This window comes from Ohtaekwangia kribbensis (assembly GCF_042676245.1).
Lineage (GTDB): Bacteria > Bacteroidota > Bacteroidia > Cytophagales > Cyclobacteriaceae > Ohtaekwangia > Ohtaekwangia kribbensis.
Genome location: NZ_JBHTKA010000001.1, coordinates 1,830,062 through 1,847,357, shown reverse-complemented (window position 1 = coordinate 1,847,357; position 17,296 = coordinate 1,830,062). Strand labels below are relative to the sequence as shown.

General features: G+C 44.9%; 15 protein-coding genes. All 15 read left to right on the top strand.

Annotated elements, in window-relative coordinates:
* Positions 1 to 167 precede the first annotated feature (167 nt).
* The 15 genes from ACFQ21_RS07375 to ftsZ all read left to right on the top strand — a co-directional run bounded on the left by ACFQ21_RS07375 (position 168) and on the right by ftsZ (position 17,052).
* Complete coding sequence (locus ACFQ21_RS07375; protein WP_377576998.1) at positions 168 to 482, top strand: hypothetical protein; 315 nt, start codon at positions 168 to 170, stop codon at positions 480 to 482.
* Between the two features lie 417 nt (positions 483 to 899).
* Positions 900 to 1,346: a division/cell wall cluster transcriptional repressor MraZ gene (gene mraZ / locus ACFQ21_RS07370; RefSeq protein ID WP_377576995.1), complete on the top strand. Its 447-nt coding sequence runs from the start codon at positions 900 to 902 to the stop codon at positions 1,344 to 1,346.
* Positions 1,347 to 1,455: 109 nt separating this feature from the next.
* Positions 1,456 to 1,815 (top strand): four helix bundle protein, encoded by a 360-nt coding sequence (locus ACFQ21_RS07365; protein WP_377576992.1) that lies wholly within the window; start codon positions 1,456 to 1,458, stop codon positions 1,813 to 1,815.
* Positions 1,808 to 2,758: a 16S rRNA (cytosine(1402)-N(4))-methyltransferase RsmH gene (gene rsmH / locus ACFQ21_RS07360; RefSeq protein ID WP_377576989.1), complete on the top strand. Its 951-nt coding sequence runs from the start codon at positions 1,808 to 1,810 to the stop codon at positions 2,756 to 2,758. Before ACFQ21_RS07365 ends, rsmH begins: the two co-directional genes overlap by 8 nt.
* Before the next feature lie 74 nt (positions 2,759 to 2,832).
* The gene (locus ACFQ21_RS07355; protein ID WP_377576986.1) at positions 2,833 to 3,237 is read left to right on the top strand and encodes an FtsL-like putative cell division protein; all 405 of its coding nucleotides are present in this window, start codon (positions 2,833 to 2,835) and stop codon (positions 3,235 to 3,237) included.
* Positions 3,227 to 5,317, top strand: a complete 2,091-nt coding sequence (locus ACFQ21_RS07350) for a penicillin-binding protein (RefSeq protein ID WP_377576983.1) — start codon at positions 3,227 to 3,229, stop codon at positions 5,315 to 5,317. Before ACFQ21_RS07355 ends, ACFQ21_RS07350 begins: the two co-directional genes overlap by 11 nt.
* 55 nt (positions 5,318 to 5,372) lie before the next feature.
* A complete protein-coding gene (locus tag ACFQ21_RS07345) occupies positions 5,373 to 6,836 on the top strand; it encodes a UDP-N-acetylmuramoyl-L-alanyl-D-glutamate--2,6-diaminopimelate ligase (RefSeq protein WP_377576980.1) in 1,464 nt (487 codons plus the stop codon).
* Positions 6,837 to 6,899: 63 nt separating this feature from the next.
* On the top strand, positions 6,900 to 8,129 hold the full coding sequence (gene mraY, locus ACFQ21_RS07340) for a phospho-N-acetylmuramoyl-pentapeptide-transferase (protein WP_377576977.1): 1,230 nt from the start codon (positions 6,900 to 6,902) through the stop codon (positions 8,127 to 8,129).
* Entirely contained in the window at positions 8,129 to 9,481 is a 1,353-nt protein-coding gene (gene murD / locus ACFQ21_RS07335) for a UDP-N-acetylmuramoyl-L-alanine--D-glutamate ligase (RefSeq protein ID WP_377576974.1), read from the top strand. The genes mraY and murD overlap by 1 nt, the downstream gene beginning before the upstream one ends.
* Position 9,482: 1 nt before the next feature.
* Entirely contained in the window at positions 9,483 to 10,676 is a 1,194-nt protein-coding gene (locus ACFQ21_RS07330) for an FtsW/RodA/SpoVE family cell cycle protein (RefSeq protein WP_377576971.1), read from the top strand.
* 30 nt (positions 10,677 to 10,706) lie between these two features.
* Positions 10,707 to 11,822, top strand: coding sequence for an undecaprenyldiphospho-muramoylpentapeptide beta-N-acetylglucosaminyltransferase (gene murG, locus ACFQ21_RS07325; protein WP_377576968.1), 1,116 nt, complete (start codon positions 10,707 to 10,709; stop codon positions 11,820 to 11,822).
* Positions 11,823 to 13,217, top strand: a complete 1,395-nt coding sequence (gene murC, locus ACFQ21_RS07320; RefSeq protein ID WP_377576965.1) for a UDP-N-acetylmuramate--L-alanine ligase — start codon at positions 11,823 to 11,825, stop codon at positions 13,215 to 13,217. It begins immediately after the preceding gene.
* Positions 13,207 to 13,971 (top strand): cell division protein FtsQ/DivIB, encoded by a 765-nt coding sequence (locus ACFQ21_RS07315; RefSeq protein ID WP_377576963.1) that lies wholly within the window; start codon positions 13,207 to 13,209, stop codon positions 13,969 to 13,971. Before murC ends, ACFQ21_RS07315 begins: the two co-directional genes overlap by 11 nt.
* A gap of 90 nt (positions 13,972 to 14,061) precedes the next feature.
* Positions 14,062 to 15,381 carry a cell division protein FtsA gene (gene ftsA / locus ACFQ21_RS07310; RefSeq protein WP_377576960.1) on the top strand — a complete coding sequence of 440 codons (1,320 nt, stop codon included), beginning with the start codon at positions 14,062 to 14,064 and terminating at the stop codon, positions 15,379 to 15,381.
* 90 nt (positions 15,382 to 15,471) lie between these two features.
* Positions 15,472 to 17,052 (top strand): cell division protein FtsZ, encoded by a 1,581-nt coding sequence (gene ftsZ / locus ACFQ21_RS07305; RefSeq protein ID WP_377576957.1) that lies wholly within the window; start codon positions 15,472 to 15,474, stop codon positions 17,050 to 17,052.
* The last annotated feature ends 244 nt before the right edge of the window (positions 17,053 to 17,296 follow it).

The window sequence follows — 17,296 nt, the reverse complement described above, 5'->3', positions numbered from 1 at the left end:
ATAAACGCATTTTGTCTATGAATGCAAGCACATGCTATACATTCTATAGGTATTCTAATTTCTTTCTAATGTCCTAATTAAATTCTAATTCCACTGTAAGTGTTTCCTAATATCATAAGGCGTGACCTGTACGTAAAATTGTATCAGAAACAAATTACAAAAACGCTATGAAAAAGTTAGGCTTAGTCGTCATCCTGATAACCGGTGTAGCGCTTGCAGCGCAGGCTCAGGACACAGGTAAGACCGATAACTATCCTTACTGGACAGTATCTAAAGAAGTACAACGTATCCAGTTCAGGGATATTCGTTTTGTACCTGCAAAAATTACAACCGGTGATGTTGCCTGGAATGTATCCAAGGGCGTACAACAGATGAACGCAAGACGTTCAGCAAGACAGACGGGTGTTGTAGCCATGACTGGTTATCCTTCATGGACTATTTCAAAAGGTGTTGCCCGCATGCAATACGAAAAGAGCAATTAATAAAGTTGACTATATATAGCAACAAAACGATACTGGTCGATGTTTAGGTAAAGGTAAGTCGATTAAGTAAAGAAAGATAGAGGGGTAGGTTAGGTTAAAAAGCCGCGTGAAGTCTTCACGTGGCTTTTTTCATTTCTGGCGTTCCGTGAAGCCGGTCGGTGTTTGACGAGTCAAAATACTCCATAATCATCCCTAAACCTCCCACTTTATACCACCGGCATTTTAAAACCCTCAAAACAAAGCAGAAATCCATTATTTCGTCCGCTTAAAAAATTTCCTCAACAGCTAAAAACAGCTTTTGAGAGGCCAGAAATGTGCTTTTTTCGAAGAAAATGGAAAAAAGTGGTTGAAAGTGGTTGAAAGTGGTTTAAAATTACCTATGTTTGCTTAGGAGAAAAAGACAACCACTACACGTCTATGACTTTCTTCACCAGTGAATATGAGAGCAAACTTGATGCGAAGGGCCGCCTGGTGCTGCCTGCGCGGATCAAGGCACAATTGCCTGAGAACGAAGGCAATGTGCTCATGATCCGTAAGTCGCTCGATCCATGCCTCATAATCTACCCGATGGTGGAGTTCAACAAGGTCTTCTCGAAGATTTCGGGATTGAATGAGTTTAATAAAGAAGCTGTACCGCTGCAGCGCAGTTTTTTCGCAGGAACCACGGAGGTCGAAATGGATAACAACGGCCGCATCCTGATTCCGAAGAAGTACTTAGCGCATGCCCAGATCGACAAGGACGTAATCCTGGTCGGCATGGGAAACAAAGTAGAAGTATGGAATCCAACTCTGTACGAGAAGCACCTGATTCAAGATCCAAGTGAATTGTCTGAGTTGGCGCAGAAATACCTGGGAGAGCAATAGCGCTTGTTGCACGTTGCAAACAAGTATATATATACTCCTGAAGTTGTGCTGTTTGAAGTTCGTTGCTGGCTGCTGGTTTCTTGCCGCTGGCAAAAAGTGTTAGGTATATATGAAGGATTTTAAGAAGTTATTGATCTGGCAGAAGGGAATGGAGTTGATGGAAGAGACTTACCGGCTTGCTACGCTACTCCCTCATGAAGAGAAGTATGGACTAAGAAGCCAGCTTACACGTGCAGCAGTATCAATAGTTCTAAACATTGCAGAAGGCAGTGCAAAGGCAAGCAAGAAAGAGTATAAATATTACCTGGAGACTTCTCTTGGTTCTGCTTTTGAGCTTGAAACAGTTTTACTGGTAACAGAAAGATTAGACTTAATGGAAGATAAAGTCATATCAAAAGTAATGTCGGAAGTATTGCGTGAGCAACGGAAGATCAATGGCTTTATTAATAAAATAAATTCAGATGTCTGAGTCCAGCAGCCAGCAGCCAGCAGCCAGCGGCTATCACAAACCTGTGATGCTACAGGAATGCATAGACGCACTGCAGATTCAGGCAGATGGTATATATGTAGATGTAACCTTCGGTGGAGGTGGGCATAGTGCGGAGATTCTTCGGTATATCAAGGGTGGTCGGTTGATTGCTTTTGATCAGGACGAAGATGCGAAGCGCGAAGCCGAAAAAATAAACAGTAGTTCTTTTACATTTTGTCAGGCCAACTTCATGTACATGAAAAAGTATCTGAAGTTGAATGGAGTAACAAAGGTCAACGGTATACTGGCTGATCTTGGAATTTCTTCACACCAGATTGATTCACCCGAACGTGGTTTCTCAACTCGCTTTGATGGACCTCTCGATATGCGGATGGATCAGACTATATCGCTCACAGCAGCAAAGGTGTTGAATGAATATAGCGAAGATCAGCTGCATAAACTCTTTGGTATGTACGGAGAGTTGAAGAATGCAAAGACCGTTGCCCGACTCATTACCCAACAGCGCGTTAACCATCCCTTTGATCGTACGGAAGATTTAAAAGCAGCTTTAAGAACAGTTGCTCCGCGCGGTAAAGAGAATAAATATTTCGCCCAGGTGTTTCAGGCGTTACGCATCGAAGTGAATGCTGAGATGAAAGCACTCGAAAATTTTTTGCACCAGTGTGGCGAAGTGATGGAAACCGGTGGACGCCTGGTAGTGATGTCGTATCACTCGCTCGAGGACAGAATGGTAAAGAACTACATCAACAAAGGGAAAGTCTTTGGGGAAGTAGACAAAGACTTTTTTGGTAATGAGCTCAAACCTTTCGAAGCCGTATATCGCAAACCGATAGAAGCAACGGAGGAGGAGATCAGCGGTAACAGCCGCGCACGCAGTGCGAAACTTCGTGTAGCAGCGAAACTGGCAGAAATTAACCGTTAATCGTTAACCGTAACTATGTATAGCGATTAGGTAACCATTAACGATTAACTGACAACGAATAACGAGTAACGAAGATGGAGAACAAATTCAAAATCAAACCCGGCAAACCTGAGGCTTCTTCCACAAGGGCAAGCACAGGCAGTACGGGTAGTGGTATGTTCTCAGCTAGCGAAAAGCGTTTGAAGCTTGAAAGTTATTTTGAAGAAGGTTTCCCGGTGCAGTACCTGCCCAAGATACTCTTCGTGTTATTGTTAGGTATACTATATATCAGCAACACGCACTACGCAGAAAAGACGGTACGCGACATTAACGCGATACAGGCTGAAGTGGAAGACCTGCGCGCTGATTATACTACTTTGAAAGCAGACCTGATGTTTGCCAGCAAGCAATCGGAAGTTGCTAGAAAAGTAAATGGTTACGGATTAAAAGAAAGCTTTACACCACCTTATAAAATTGTTGTAGAGAAAGGTGAATATTAAGAAGTCCATATTATTAAGAGCAAGGATTGCATTTCTGTTTGTTGTTCTGTTTGCTGTCGCGGTAGTGATAAAAACAGGACATATTCAGTTTGTAGAAGGGGAGAAGTGGGCCAAGATGGGCGAACGTATTTCATTTGACTATAAACGTGTAAAAGCAACCCGCGGAAATATATACTCCGACAACGGAAGCCTGCTGGCTACATCGCTGCCATTCTACAAGATCGCTTTCGATGCTTCGCTTCCGAAAGAAGAAGTGTTCAATAAAGGTGTGGATTCTCTCGCATACCACTTGTCACGATTTTTTAAGGACAAGTCGAGAGAGGATTACAGACGCATGTTGATCGATGCTCGCAGATCACACAAACAGTATATTATACTCAACCGCAAGCGCATCGATTATCAGGACAAGAAGATGATGATGGACTGGCCTATATTTCGTGAAGGCCGGCTTCGGGGCGGTGCTATATTTGAAAAGGTGGATGTGCGATATCATCCCTTCTCAAACCTGAGCAGCAGAACGATCGGATTCATCAATGAAAATGACAAAGGTGCCGGACTTGAATTCTCGTTCGATAAGCAGCTTGGCGGTCAGGACGGTTATGCGTACTATCAGAAAATATCAGGTGGTATATGGAAGCCGGTATACGATGCCAACAACGTAAAAGCGGTAGATGGTCTTGATCTGCAAACTACATTGGACATTAACCTGCAGGATGTAGCGGAGACAGCTCTACACAAAGCCATGGTACAGCACGATGCAGACGATGGACTGGTAGCGGTAATGGAAGTTGCCACCGGTGAGATCAAAGCTATATCAAACCTGAGCAGCGATGGTCACGGTGGGTTCTATGAGAAATTCAACTTTGCTGCGGCAGGATTGTTCGAGCCAGGTTCAACATTCAAGCTGGTTACCATGATTGCATTGTTGGAAGACACCAACATGGAATTAAGTGACAGTATTGATGTAGGTGACGGAGAATTCACGTTCTACAATAAAACGGTACGCGATCACGAAGACCATGGTCTTGGTACTGTAACCATTAAAGAAGCCTTCGAGCATTCGTCAAACGTAGCGATGGCTAAACTGGTTGATAAACATTTCGGTTTGCATCCGCAAAAGTTTGTAGACTATATCGATCAGCTTAAACTGTCTCAACCGCTGGGTATTCAGATTGTTGGTGAACCAACTCCTAAGATCAAGCGCCCCGGACAGAAAGGCTGGAGCGGTATAAGTTTACCCTGGATGGCCTACGGGTATGGTTTTGAAATCACACCACTGCATACACTCGCACTGTATAACGCAGTAGCGAACAATGGTAAAATGATCAAGCCGGTGTTTGTAAGAGCAATCAAGCATGCTGATGAAGACGAAACGAAGTTTGAGACAGAGGTAATCAACAACAGTATATGTTCTGATAAGACATTGGATCAATTGAGACTTCTATTGGAGGGTGTAGTAGAGAATGGAACGGCTAAGAATATAAAAGGAACACATTACCGTATAGCTGGTAAAACGGGTACAGCCCAGATATTGGACAAAGGTCGCTATACGAAAAAATATGTTACCTCATTTGTTGGATACTTTCCGGCACACGAACCTAAATATAGCGCGATGGTAATGATCAAGAATCCGAGAGGCTGGTATCAGTACGGAAGCAGTGTGGCAGCACCGGTGTTTAAAGAGATCGCCGATAATATATACGCGCGTGATATAAACCTGCATCAGCCGATGGACATCAAGAAGTTTACGAAGACTGATGTACTGCCGGTGATACGTGCGGGGAACCAGCAGGAGTTAACGATGTTGTGTAATGAGTTGGGAGTGTCCAATCATTCACTTACTGAAAATGAATGGGTACGTTCATCACGTTCAGGCAATGGTGTTAACTGGAAAAAAGCAATTGAAGGAAAAGGCGTAGTGCCTGATGTAAAGGGAATGACTTTCCGCGATGCGATATACTTATTGGAGAAATCCGGCCTCAATGTTTTCTACGAAGGAAAAGGACGCGTGCAGGATCAATCTATAGCAGCGGGTGCGCGTGTCTCAAAAGGCGATCGCATCTATATACGGTTGAATTAGTATAAATGTGGAATTGTGAATAAAAATTGTGGATAACTCTGAAGCGTAAAAGGACGTGGCTGAATTAAAAGATATACTATATAAAGTTTCTCTCACTTCGAGCTACGGTAACATGAGCGTTGCCGTAAACGGAGTGTGCTTTGATTCGCGCAAAGCAAAGCCAGGCTTTTTATTTGTTGCTGTAAAAGGTACACTTTCAGACGGGCATGATTATATAACAACAGCCATCAATGCGGGTGCCGCCTCCGTTGTGTGTGAAAAATTACCCGGAGTGATCAACGAGTCTGTTACCTATGTTACTGTAAAAGACAGTGCGCAGGCACTCGGTATAATTGCTTCGAACTTCTATGGCAATCCATCCGAGAAAGTAAAACTCACAGGTGTTACCGGTACCAATGGCAAGACCACAACGGCTACCCTACTGTACCAATTGTTTACCAAGCTTGGCTATACGGTCGGACTGATCTCTACCGTTGAAAACAGAATAGCAGAAAAAATAATTCCAGCTACGCATACAACACCCGATCCGATACAGCTGAACGACCTTCTTAAAAAAATGGTTGAACACGGATGTTCGCACGTTTTTATGGAAGTGAGCTCACATGCCGTAGACCAGGAGCGTATAGCCGGGATAAAATTCGTGGGTGCTATATTCACAAACATCACGCACGATCACCTCGATTATCACAAGACATTCGAGAACTATATAAAAGCAAAGAAAAAGTTCTTTGACGATCTGCCGACCGATGCATTTGCCGTGGTAAATGCCGATGACAAGCGCGGCATGGTGATGCTGCAGAATACAAAAGCTACTAAGTATAGCTTTGGCCTTAAGAAGATGGTTGACTTCAAAGGAAAGATCATCACCAATTCGATCGAAGGTCTCGAAATTGAGATCGGAGGTAAAAATGTATGGTTTCAGATGATCGGTGACTTCAACGCCTATAATTTACTCGGAGTATACGGTGCCGCTGTATTACTCGGAGAAGATGCCGATGAAGTGCTCACACAGCTTTCATCGTTACGCGGTGCACCCGGAAGATTTGAACTGGTAATGCCTGGTTCGAAGATCATTGCTATAGTGGACTACGCACATACTCCGGATGCATTGAAAAATGTATTGGAGACTATAGCACAGTTCCGCACCGGCAATGAACAGGTAATTACGGTGGTTGGCTGTGGTGGAAACAGAGACAAGACCAAGCGGCCGCTGATGGCATCCATCGCCTGTCGCTTAAGTGATAAAGTGGTACTCACGTCTGACAATCCGCGTGATGAAGATCCGATGGAGATCATCCGCGAGATGCAGACTGGTGTAACCCCTTCTGAAACGCGCAAGACACTGGTAATGGCAGACCGTGAAGAAGCAATCAAGACTGCCTGCATGATGGCGAAAGAAAATGACATCATTCTGGTGGCCGGCAAAGGCCATGAAGATTACCAGGAGATAAAAGGAGTAAAGTATCCTTTTGATGATCGCAAGGTAGTGGAGCGGATGTTGAAAATGTTTAATAACTAGCCGCGCTGCAAAAAAGATTGAAACTAAAAGATATATAGTATACGAAAAATTTAGACGACCGAGATGCTGTATTATTTGTTTGATTATTTGAATTCACTGGATATACCCGGAGCCGGGGTGTTTCAGTATATATCATTCCGCGCAGGAATGGCAGCATTCCTTTCGCTTTTGATAACGATAACGTTTGGTAAGAACCTGATCAATTTCCTGCGTAAAAAGCAGGTGGGTGAAGATATACGTGATCTCGGTCTGGAAGGACAGATCCAGAAAAAAGGAACGCCTACTATGGGCGGTCTTATCATCATTGCTGCGATACTTATACCAACGTTGCTGTTCGCCAAACTGGACAATGTATATGTAGTACTGCTTATCGTTGCAACATGCTGGCTGGGTATTATCGGTTTCCTTGATGACTATATCAAAGTATTCCGCAAGAATAAAGAAGGTCTTGCAGGCCGCTTTAAAATTGTAGGACAGGTAGGTCTCGGGGTGATTGTGGGACTCGTGCTATATTTCAATGAGTTTGTAGTAGTGCGCGAAGTAAGTCCGGCATCGCTGGCAAGCATTGAGACAGTTGCATTTCAGCAAGATCCTGATTCACAGATTGAGTATAAAGATGTGAAGTCTACCAAGACAACCGTTCCTTTCGCAAAGAACAATGAATTGGACTACGGCAAAATATTTCCGTTCATTCCTGCAGAATATACCTGGGTAATCTATGTACTGGTAGTGATCGTGATCATCACAGCCGTGTCCAATGGCGCAAACATAACGGATGGTATCGATGGACTTGCTGCAGGTACTTCGGGAATCATAGGATTGACACTGGCTATACTGGCGTACCTCTCTGGTCGTATTGACTTCAGTAGTTACCTCAACATCATGTATATACCAAACCTGGCAGAGCTGGTAATTTTCTGTACAGCGTTTGTAGGAGCGTGCCTTGGTTTCCTCTGGTACAATGCATACCCGGCACAGGTGTTCATGGGGGACACCGGAAGTTTGACTCTCGGTGGTGTAATTGCTGTGCTGGCGCTCGCGGTGCGTAAAGAATTGCTGATCCCTGCGCTCTGCGGAATTTTCCTCATCGAAAATCTCTCGGTAATTATACAGGTATCATACTTCAAATATACCAAGAAGAAATACGGTGAAGGCAGACGAATCTTTTTGATGTCGCCCCTGCACCACCACTATCAAAAGAAAAATATACATGAAGCGAAAATTGTAACACGCTTCTGGATTGTAGGGATACTGCTGGCGATTATAACGCTGGCAACATTGAAATTGAGATAATGAGCGAACGCATCGTCATATTGGGAGCAGGAGAGAGCGGAACGGGAGCAGCATTGCTCGCGAAGCAGAAGGGCTTTGATGTTTTTGTATCAGACCAGGGTCAGATCAAAGACAAGTATAAAGCCGAGCTGCAGCAGCATGCTATTGCTTTTGAAGACGGCACGCACACGGAAGCATCTATACTCAATGCGCAGCTGGTGATTAAAAGTCCGGGTATACCGGATAAAGCGGAGATCGTTAAAAAGATCAAAGCTGCCAATATACCGGTGATCGATGAGATTGAATTTGCGTCACGCTATATCAACGGGAAGATCATTGCTATAACCGGAACCAACGGCAAGACTACCACTACACTGCTCACCTATCATTTACTGAAGAGTGCAGGGTATAATGTAGCACTGGCCGGCAATGTTGGTTTCAGTATGGCACGTCAGATCACCGAAAGAAGTTTTGACTGGTATGTGCTTGAAATGAGCAGCTTCCAGTTAGATGGTACCAAGAAGTTTAAGCCGGAGATCGGTATACTCTTGAATATTACGCCTGATCACCTTGATCGGTACGAGTATACCATGCAGAAGTATATCGACTCCAAGTTCAGGCTCATTCAGCAGATGGATGCGAGCCAGCACTTTATATACTATACCGATGACGCTGTGATAGCAACAGAGGTAGCCAGGAAAAATATACTTCCCAATCAGGTGAAAGTATCGCTGAAGAGCGATGCCAACACCAGGGCATACTTCGATGGCGAGAAGATGCGTTTTAATCTGAAAGACAGCTTTGCCATAGCGCAATCAGAAACAACGCTGAAGGGGCCGCACAACCTGATCAATACCATGGCGGCTGTTTCGGCTGCGTACCTCGCAGGCGTAAAACTCGAAGCCATTCGCGAGGGACTGAAGACCTTTATAAATGCACCACACCGACTTGAGTCTGTGGCGGTGATTAAAGGTGTTGAGTTTGTAAATGACTCAAAAGCAACCAATGTAGACTCGGTGGTATATGCACTGGGCAGCTATGAAAAACCGTTGATATGGATTGCCGGTGGTGTGGATAAGGGTAACGACTATAACATTATAAAAGAAGACGTACGCAAGAAGGCACGCGCACTGATCTGTCTCGGTAAAGAGAATGACAAGCTGAAGAAAGCATTTGGCGATGTGGTTCCAGTGATACAGGAAACTCAAAGCGTGCAGGAGCTTGTGCGTATGGCCCTGGCGTTGGCAAAGGCTGGTGATGTGGTGTTGCTCTCTCCGGCATGTGCAAGTTTTGATCTCTTTAAGAATTATGAAGATCGCGGAGATCAGTTTAGAAAAGCAGTACTGGACTTAAAGAAAGAAGCGGAGGCATAGTATGGTTAAATTCAAAGAATGGGCTGACAAGAATCTGCAGGGTGACAAAGTTATCTGGGCAGTGGTGTTTGCATTGTCGATGATCAGTGTGCTTGTGGTATATAGTTCCATTGGTACGCTCGCCTATAAACATGCCAAGAGTCCGGAGTATCTGTTGATCAAACATACCATGACGGTGCTGGCTGGTTTAACTGCGATGTGGTTCGCCCACAAGATTGACTATAGATACTATTCGAAGATTTCCAAGTTTGCCCTGTGGATCAGTATACCGTTGCTGATATATACTTTCACCAACGGTGTTACATTGAATGATGCTGCACGCTGGATACAAGTGCCGATCGTAGGATCATTTCAGCCTTCAGACTTTGCGAGTTTAGCGTTGATCGTGAACCTGGCGAGCATGTTGTCTAAACGCCAGCAGAATATAGATGATATCAAGGAATCATTGATTCCTATATTGTTCTGGTGCGGAATGATCTGCGGATTGATCGCACTCACAAACTTGTCTACAGCCGTGTTGTTGCTCATCACGTGTATGTTGATCATGTTCATCGGTCGCGTGCCAACCAAATATTTAGCGATGCTGGTATTTGTTGGATTACTGTTCGGTGCACTGGCGATCAAGTTTGGTAGTCGCGGTGAGACAGCAAAGAACAGGATCACCAACTTCATCAATGGAACAGAGCTTCCATTCCAGGCCAAGCACGCGCGCATTGCCGTTGCAACGGGTGGAGTAGTGGGCAAAGGTCCGGGTAACAGCGATCAGCGAAATATACTTCCGCACCCGTACTCTGACTTTGTATATGCTATCGTGATTGAAGAGTATGGTATGCTGGGAGGTATCGTTGTATTAGCATTATATCTGTTGCTATTGCATCGGGGAATGAAAGCGTCCTATAACAGTGAGCGAGCCTTCGGAGGTTTACTCTCGGCAGGGTTGTGTTTCGATCTCGTCTGTCAGGCCATGGTAAATATGGGGGTTGTGGTAGGGCTCGGGCCAATCACCGGACAACCTTTACCCTTAATATCAATGGGTGGTACATCCATGGTATTTACCGGCTTGTCTATTGGAATTGTATTGAGCGTGAGCCGCGGTGAACAGGATCGTGCATGGGCTGAGCAGACTGGTGAGGTAAATGAGAAAGACAAAGAAAAAGAACCGAAAAATGTGCCGGCAGCAAAAGCTGCAGCATAATATATAGTATAGATAGAATAGAAATATAGCTTGAAGCAACAGCAACCATATAGATTAATCATTAGCGGAGGCGGTACCGGAGGACACATCTTTCCAGCCGTAGCGATTGCGAATACTTTTCGCGAGCGTTACCCCGATGCAGATATACTCTTTGTGGGTGCACAAGGCAGAATGGAAATGACACGTGTTCCGGAGGCGGGCTATAAAATCGTTGGACTTTGGATCAGCGGTTTGCAACGCAAGCTTACGTTGTCCAATCTGTTGTTCCCGGTCAAGATGATCGTAAGCTATATGAAAGCGCGCGCGATTGTAAAACAGTTCAAGCCGCATGCAGTTATCGGAACGGGTGGTTATGCCAGCGGCCCGATCATGATCGCAGCAACACGTGCTAATATACCTTCTCTTATACAAGAACAGAACTCATTCGCAGGTCTTGCCAATAAACAAGTAGCGAATAAAGTAAGCAGGGTATGTGTGGCGTATGACGGTATGGAAAAGTATTTCCCGAAAGAGAAGATCGTATTTACCGGCAACCCGGTGCGTAAAGATATACTGAGCACAGATACAAAACGTGAGAAGGGAATAAGTCACTTCGGTTTCAGCGGCAATGTAAAAACTCTGCTGATCATCGGGGGAAGTCTCGGGGCAAGAACGATCAACGAAAGTATACTCGCAGGTATCGGTAAACTGGGTGAAGCACAGATACAGGTGATCTGGCAAACCGGTAAAGGATATTTTGAAACTTATAAGAATCGGCTCGGCAGCTATGATACGAAGAAGATCCGCGTTCAGGATTTTGTTCGCGAGATGGACCTGGCCTATGCTGCTGCTGATGTGGTGATATCACGTTCCGGTGCACTGGCTGTATCCGAACTTTGCATCGCGAAGAAAGCATGTATACTGGTGCCGTCTCCCAATGTAGCGGAGGACCATCAGACCAAAAATGCAAAAGCATTGGCGGATAAAGATGCAGCGATACTGATTCCGGATAAGGATGCAAACACAAGACTGGTAGATGAAGCGCTTCAGCTTTTGTTTGATGATAGCCGTGCTGAAAAACTTCGGGCTAATATTGCAAAACTTGCCAAGCCGAATGCCACGGAAGATATAGTAAATGAAATAGAAAAATTAATAGCGCATACGTAAGTGAAGATCGAACAATACGATAATGTTTTTTTTCTCGGTATAGGTGGTATCGGCATGAGCGCCCTCGCACGGTGGTTTATGAAGAAAGGCCTGAAGGTTTCCGGCTACGATAAGACATCTACCAAGCTTACAGAAGCGTTGCAGCAGGAAGGTATGCAGATACACTTTGATGATAAAGTTGAACTGATACCAACCGAAGTGCGCGAACAAAAAGATAAAACGCTGGTAGTATTTACTCCGGCTATTCCGAAAGATCACCAGGAGCACGCGTATCTCAAGGAGAAAGGCTATACCATTCTGAAACGCTCGGAAGTTTTAGGCCTGATCACCAAAGGATATAAAACCATTGGTGTAGCGGGTACCCATGGCAAAACAACAACGTCCTCCATGGTAGCGCACATTTTGAAATCGGCCGGTAGGGATATGGTTGGATTTTTAGGAGGTATTACAACCAACTATAATTCGAACCTGGTCATGCAGGGCGATGTAAATCCGGATACACTGGTAGTGGTGGAAGCTGACGAGTTCGATCGTTCGTTCCTGCGGTTGTTCCCGCAGATCGCGGTGATCACCTCAGCCGATGCAGATCACCTGGATATATATGGTGATCATAACAGTCTGATCACTTCGTTTAAAGACTATATCAAACAGATCAACAACGGAGGTTCGTTAATCATTCACGAATCAGTGGCAGAACTGCTGGCCAGTGATGTGAGCCACGTAAGTAAAAGTATATATAGCATGAGCCGGGGACAATTTTTTGCCGGCAACATTACCGCGATGAGTGGATTTTTTGAGTTCGACCTCCACGGATTTGGCAAGGTCGAGCACGTCAAGCTCGGTGTCCCTGGTTTTCATAACATTGAAAATGCAATTGCAGCTTCCATAGCAACACACTTGTGTGGTATAGATATAGCAACAATTGTAAAGGCGCTTGAAACATTTACAGGCGTAAAACGTAGGTTTGAATTTATTGTGAAAGGAAAGAAAGTTATCTATGTGGATGACTACGCACATCATCCGACAGAGATAGAAGCTTTCTTACGTTCCATGAAATCGATGTATCCTTCGCGTAAGCTTACGGTTATATTCCAGCCGCACCTGTACTCACGCACGCGTGACTTTGCAGAAGGTTTTTCAAAGAGCCTGAGCCTGGCGGATGAATTATACCTGATGGATATATACCCGGCACGCGAACTGCCGATACCGGGTGTTGATTCCGATATGATCTTCCAGGATATAACAAGTCCGGTGAAGTATCGCTGTAACAAAAGCGACCTGATGGAGAAATTAGGACACAGCGACCTGGATGTTATCGTAACGGTAGGAGCAGGCGATATCGATACATTTATTGAGCCTATAAAGGAATTGGTGCTGAGGAAGTATGAAGTTTAAGTTTAACCTGAAGCGTGAAGTCAAGATCGGTGCCGCTATACTTATTGTACTGGCGATCATTGCTTTTACCGAACGCAGAAGAGGCGAGGTTTCGATAAAGGATATATCGGTAAAGATCGACAACGTTCATGAGAATCATTTCCTGGACGAAAGCGATGTAATGAAGCTGATGCAGCTGAACCAGGAAAATCTGAAAGGTGCTGAGATCACCACGGTAAACCTGAAAGAAGTTGAGAAGCGTGTAAAAGCAGAACCCTTTATAAAAGACGCGCAGTTATATAGCGACCTGAAGGGAAATGTAGTAGTGAATGTAGAGTTGCGCAGGCCGGTAGCCCGGATCGTTCGCAACGATGGTCCGGACGGATATATAGCAGAGGATGGAAGAGTGATGCCGGTATCCGACAGATTTACGTCACGTGTAGTGCTGATCAGTGGTCCCTATATCCGTCAACTGCTGAAACAGAAAACTGTAGATGAAACGGAGGAAGGCAAGCAACTGCTGGAATTGATCAAAGCGATACGGGACGATGAGTTCTGGAGTGCACAGATCGCTCAATTGGACATAGACAGTAAAGCACGCGTTACCATGTTCTCGCAGGTAGGTGATGAGCGCATCGAGTTCGGTAAACCCGATAACCTCGAAATGAAGTTCAAAAAGTTGAAGATATTCTATAAAGAAATTCTTCCGCGAATGGGCTGGAACAAATACAAGCGCGTGAACCTGGAGTACGAAGGGCAGATTGTAGCAGAATAGAATTGAGACAACAAGACTGGAAACAGTATAGATCCCGAAAGGGAGATTTAAGAAGAAAGAAAACAACCACTATAAAAAAAGTTTACAACCATGGGACAGGAAAAAATAGTAGTAGGGCTTGACATAGGCACAACCAAGATCTGTGCTATTGTTGGCCGTAAGAATGAATTCGGAAAACTCGAAGTGCTTGGCATGGGTAAAGCTGAGTCTGAGGGTGTGGTAAAGGGGATCGTTTTCAATATAGATAAGACTGTATATGCCATTGAGAAGGCGATTCGTGATGCCGGTGATCAGGCAGGGATTGATATAGGTGTGGTAAATGTAGGTATAGCTGGTCAGCACATCCGTTCATTCATACAACATGGTGGTATAACCCGTACTTCCAAGGAAGATGAAATTACTGTTGCCGATGTAGAACGCCTCACACAGGATATGTATCGCATGGTGGTTCCTCCCGGAAGTCAGATCATTCACGTAATGCCACAAGACTACATGGTTGATTATGAAGATGGTATTAAAGAACCGGTGGGTATGTCGGGTGTTCGTCTGGAAGCAGACTTCCACATCATTACAGCACAAACCAACGCGATCAATAATATAAATAAATGTGTACGCAGAACAGGTCTGGAAATAGACGACCTGATCCTGGAACCACTGGCGTCCAGCCTGGCCGTGTTGAACGATGAGGAGAAAGAAGCCGGTGTATGTCTCATCGACATCGGTGGTGGTACTACAGATATAGCTATATTCTATGATAACATTATTCGTCACACAGCGGTGATCCCGTTTGGCGGTAACATTATCACCAATGATATCAAACAGGGATTGATGGTTCTGCCACAACAGGCAGAGCAATTGAAGACGCGCTTCGGAAAAGCTATAGCGGAAGAGGCAAGTCCAAATGAGATCGTTTCAATTCCGGGTATACGAAACCGTGCAGCCAAGGAGATCTCGGTAAAGAATCTTTCCAACATTATCGAAGCGAGAATGGAAGAGATTATCGAGATGGCGCATGCAGAGATTATAAGCTCTGGTTTTGAGAACCGGTTGGCTGGCGGAATTGTGATCACGGGTGGAGGTTCGCAGCTTGCAAACCTCAAGCAACTGGTAGAGTATATGACCGGTATGGATACACGGATTGGATATCCGAACGAACATCTGGGCAAGAGTAAAATTGAAGCGATAAAGAGTCCTATGTATGCTACGGCAGTAGGACTGGTGCTCGCTGGATTCCGGTCCTTGGACGAACGTGAAGACCGATACAAGGAAGCGCGCGAAGTAATAGCAGTGAAGAATGCAGCTGCTGTGAAACCGAAGAAGCCCGTGTCATCGAAAAGTTTCTTCAACGACATCTTGAATAAGACCAAGAGTCTGTTGATCGATGATCTTGACGGAAAGAATGAATATTAAAATGCGATCAGATGTAGGGCATTGAATATATAGTATATATTTTGCGCGCTGATCCGAAAAAAAGAAAACAACCACTAAAAGTTTATAATCATGTTTGAAACAGGATCCTACAAATTTGAAGTTCCGAAGCACAGCCAGACTCGGTCGATCATCAAGGTGATCGGTGTTGGCGGTGGCGGAAGCAATGCTGTGAATCACATGTACAAACAAGGCATTAAAGATGTTGAGTTTATCGTGTGTAATACGGATAACCAGGCGCTGAATGGCAGCCCGGTGCCGAGTAAACTTCAGATCGGTACCAACCTGACCGAAGGGTTGGGCTGTGGTGCAAACCCGGAAGTTGGAAAGAATGCTGCGCTTGAAAGCAAAGAGCAGATACGCGAAATGCTGAACGGTACAAAAATGGTTTTTGTAACAGCAGGTATGGGCGGAGGTACAGGAACAGGTGCTGCTCCGGTAATCGCCAAGATCGCGAAAGATATGGACATCCTTACCGTAGGAATTGTTACAGCTCCGTTCGGTTTCGAAGGAAAGAAAAAAACTGCGCAAGCCGAGCAGGGTATAGAAGCGCTGCGTCAGAACTGCGATACCGTACTGGTAATTTTGAATGACAAACTGCGCGAGATCTATGGTAATCTTTCGATCAACCAGGCTTTTGCACAGGCTGATAATATATTAACGACTGCTGCGAAAGGTATAGCAGAGATCATTACACTGGCAGGTTATGTAAACGTAGACTTCCAGGATGTGCGCACGGTAATGTTAAATGCCGGTGCTGCTGTTATGGGATCTGTTGAGACACGTGGTGACAGCCGCGCGAAGAAAGCAGCTGAAGGTGCTCTAGCCTCTCCGTTGCTTGACAATCGCGACATCATGGGAGCGAAGAAAATATTGCTTTCCATTATCTCGGGTGTTGAAGCTGAGTTGCAGATGGATGAATTGTCTGAGATCACAGAGTATATACAGGAGCAGGCAGGTGAAGAAGCTGAGATGATCTTCGGTCACGGTGTTGATCCTGATCTGGGTGACAGAATCCGAGTGACTGTTATTGCTACCGGTTTTTTGTCAGATTCAAGAGTGACGCCTCCTGCTAAAAAACAGGAAGATGTAAAGAAGGTCCATGACCTCGATCGTTCACAAGGCTGGTTGTTCAACGGTAATGTTGACAGCTCGGTTAATAATTCTATGAACGAGAAAAAGGATGTTGAACTGAAGAGCAAACAGCAGGAGCCTAAGCCTGAACGAAACGATGATAAGCCGATGGAACGTGAAGTTACATTCACAGGTCCGTTCAACAACAGAATGGATCCTCCTGCACGCACCGATGATGATGGCGAAGACAGTCTCTTTCGTGATGACGACTTTGATGTAACCTCTGTGCAGTATGGCGACCAGGTTATCAATGATGATGGTATGATGGAGCTTCGTACTACGAAGCAACGTCTGGAGCAACAGGCGAAAGAGCGTCATGACAAGTTGAAGCAAGTGCGTAAGCCTGAAATGACGAAGGAAGAGTTCAATGAAAAGTGGTCGCTGCCGGCATACCTCCGCAGAGGTGTTAAGATGCAGGATGTGCCGCATTCATCAGAACCTTTCATTTCGAAGTATAACCTGAATGATGATAACAACATCTTGGGTAACAACAAGTTTTTGCACGATAATGTAGATTAAGTAAGAGTACATCTATACTAAATGTAGGTATAGGTGTCTTAGAAGATATGGCACTTCGGCACGACAGGTCATTTACTCCATTCGTAGTGGTTGTTGGTTGTAAATATTTTTTGCCGGTGTCGGGTGCCAATTTTTTAAAGTGTAGTGGCGCGAATTTTTTGTCCTGACCCGGTTGGGATCGCGCAAGGCAGTGCCGGACGTTGACCACGTCCGGCATTTGTTTTTTTAGGATGCTGGGTTCTGG

Coding starts and splice junctions, on each gene's coding strand:
- ftsA (WP_377576960.1), top strand. CDS start 14,062: ATGGGACAGGAAAAAATAGTAGTAGGGCTTGACATAGGCACAACCAAG.
- ACFQ21_RS07330 (WP_377576971.1), top strand. CDS start 9,483: ATGGTTAAATTCAAAGAATGGGCTGACAAGAATCTGCAGGGTGACAAA.
- ACFQ21_RS07355 (WP_377576986.1), top strand. CDS start 2,833: ATGGAGAACAAATTCAAAATCAAACCCGGCAAACCTGAGGCTTCTTCC.
- ACFQ21_RS07375 (WP_377576998.1), top strand. CDS start 168: ATGAAAAAGTTAGGCTTAGTCGTCATCCTGATAACCGGTGTAGCGCTT.
- ACFQ21_RS07315 (WP_377576963.1), top strand. CDS start 13,207: ATGAAGTTTAAGTTTAACCTGAAGCGTGAAGTCAAGATCGGTGCCGCT.
- ftsZ (WP_377576957.1), top strand. CDS start 15,472: ATGTTTGAAACAGGATCCTACAAATTTGAAGTTCCGAAGCACAGCCAG.
- ACFQ21_RS07365 (WP_377576992.1), top strand. CDS start 1,456: ATGAAGGATTTTAAGAAGTTATTGATCTGGCAGAAGGGAATGGAGTTG.
- murD (WP_377576974.1), top strand. CDS start 8,129: ATGAGCGAACGCATCGTCATATTGGGAGCAGGAGAGAGCGGAACGGGA.
- mraZ (WP_377576995.1), top strand. CDS start 900: ATGACTTTCTTCACCAGTGAATATGAGAGCAAACTTGATGCGAAGGGC.
- rsmH (WP_377576989.1), top strand. CDS start 1,808: ATGTCTGAGTCCAGCAGCCAGCAGCCAGCAGCCAGCGGCTATCACAAA.
- mraY (WP_377576977.1), top strand. CDS start 6,900: ATGCTGTATTATTTGTTTGATTATTTGAATTCACTGGATATACCCGGA.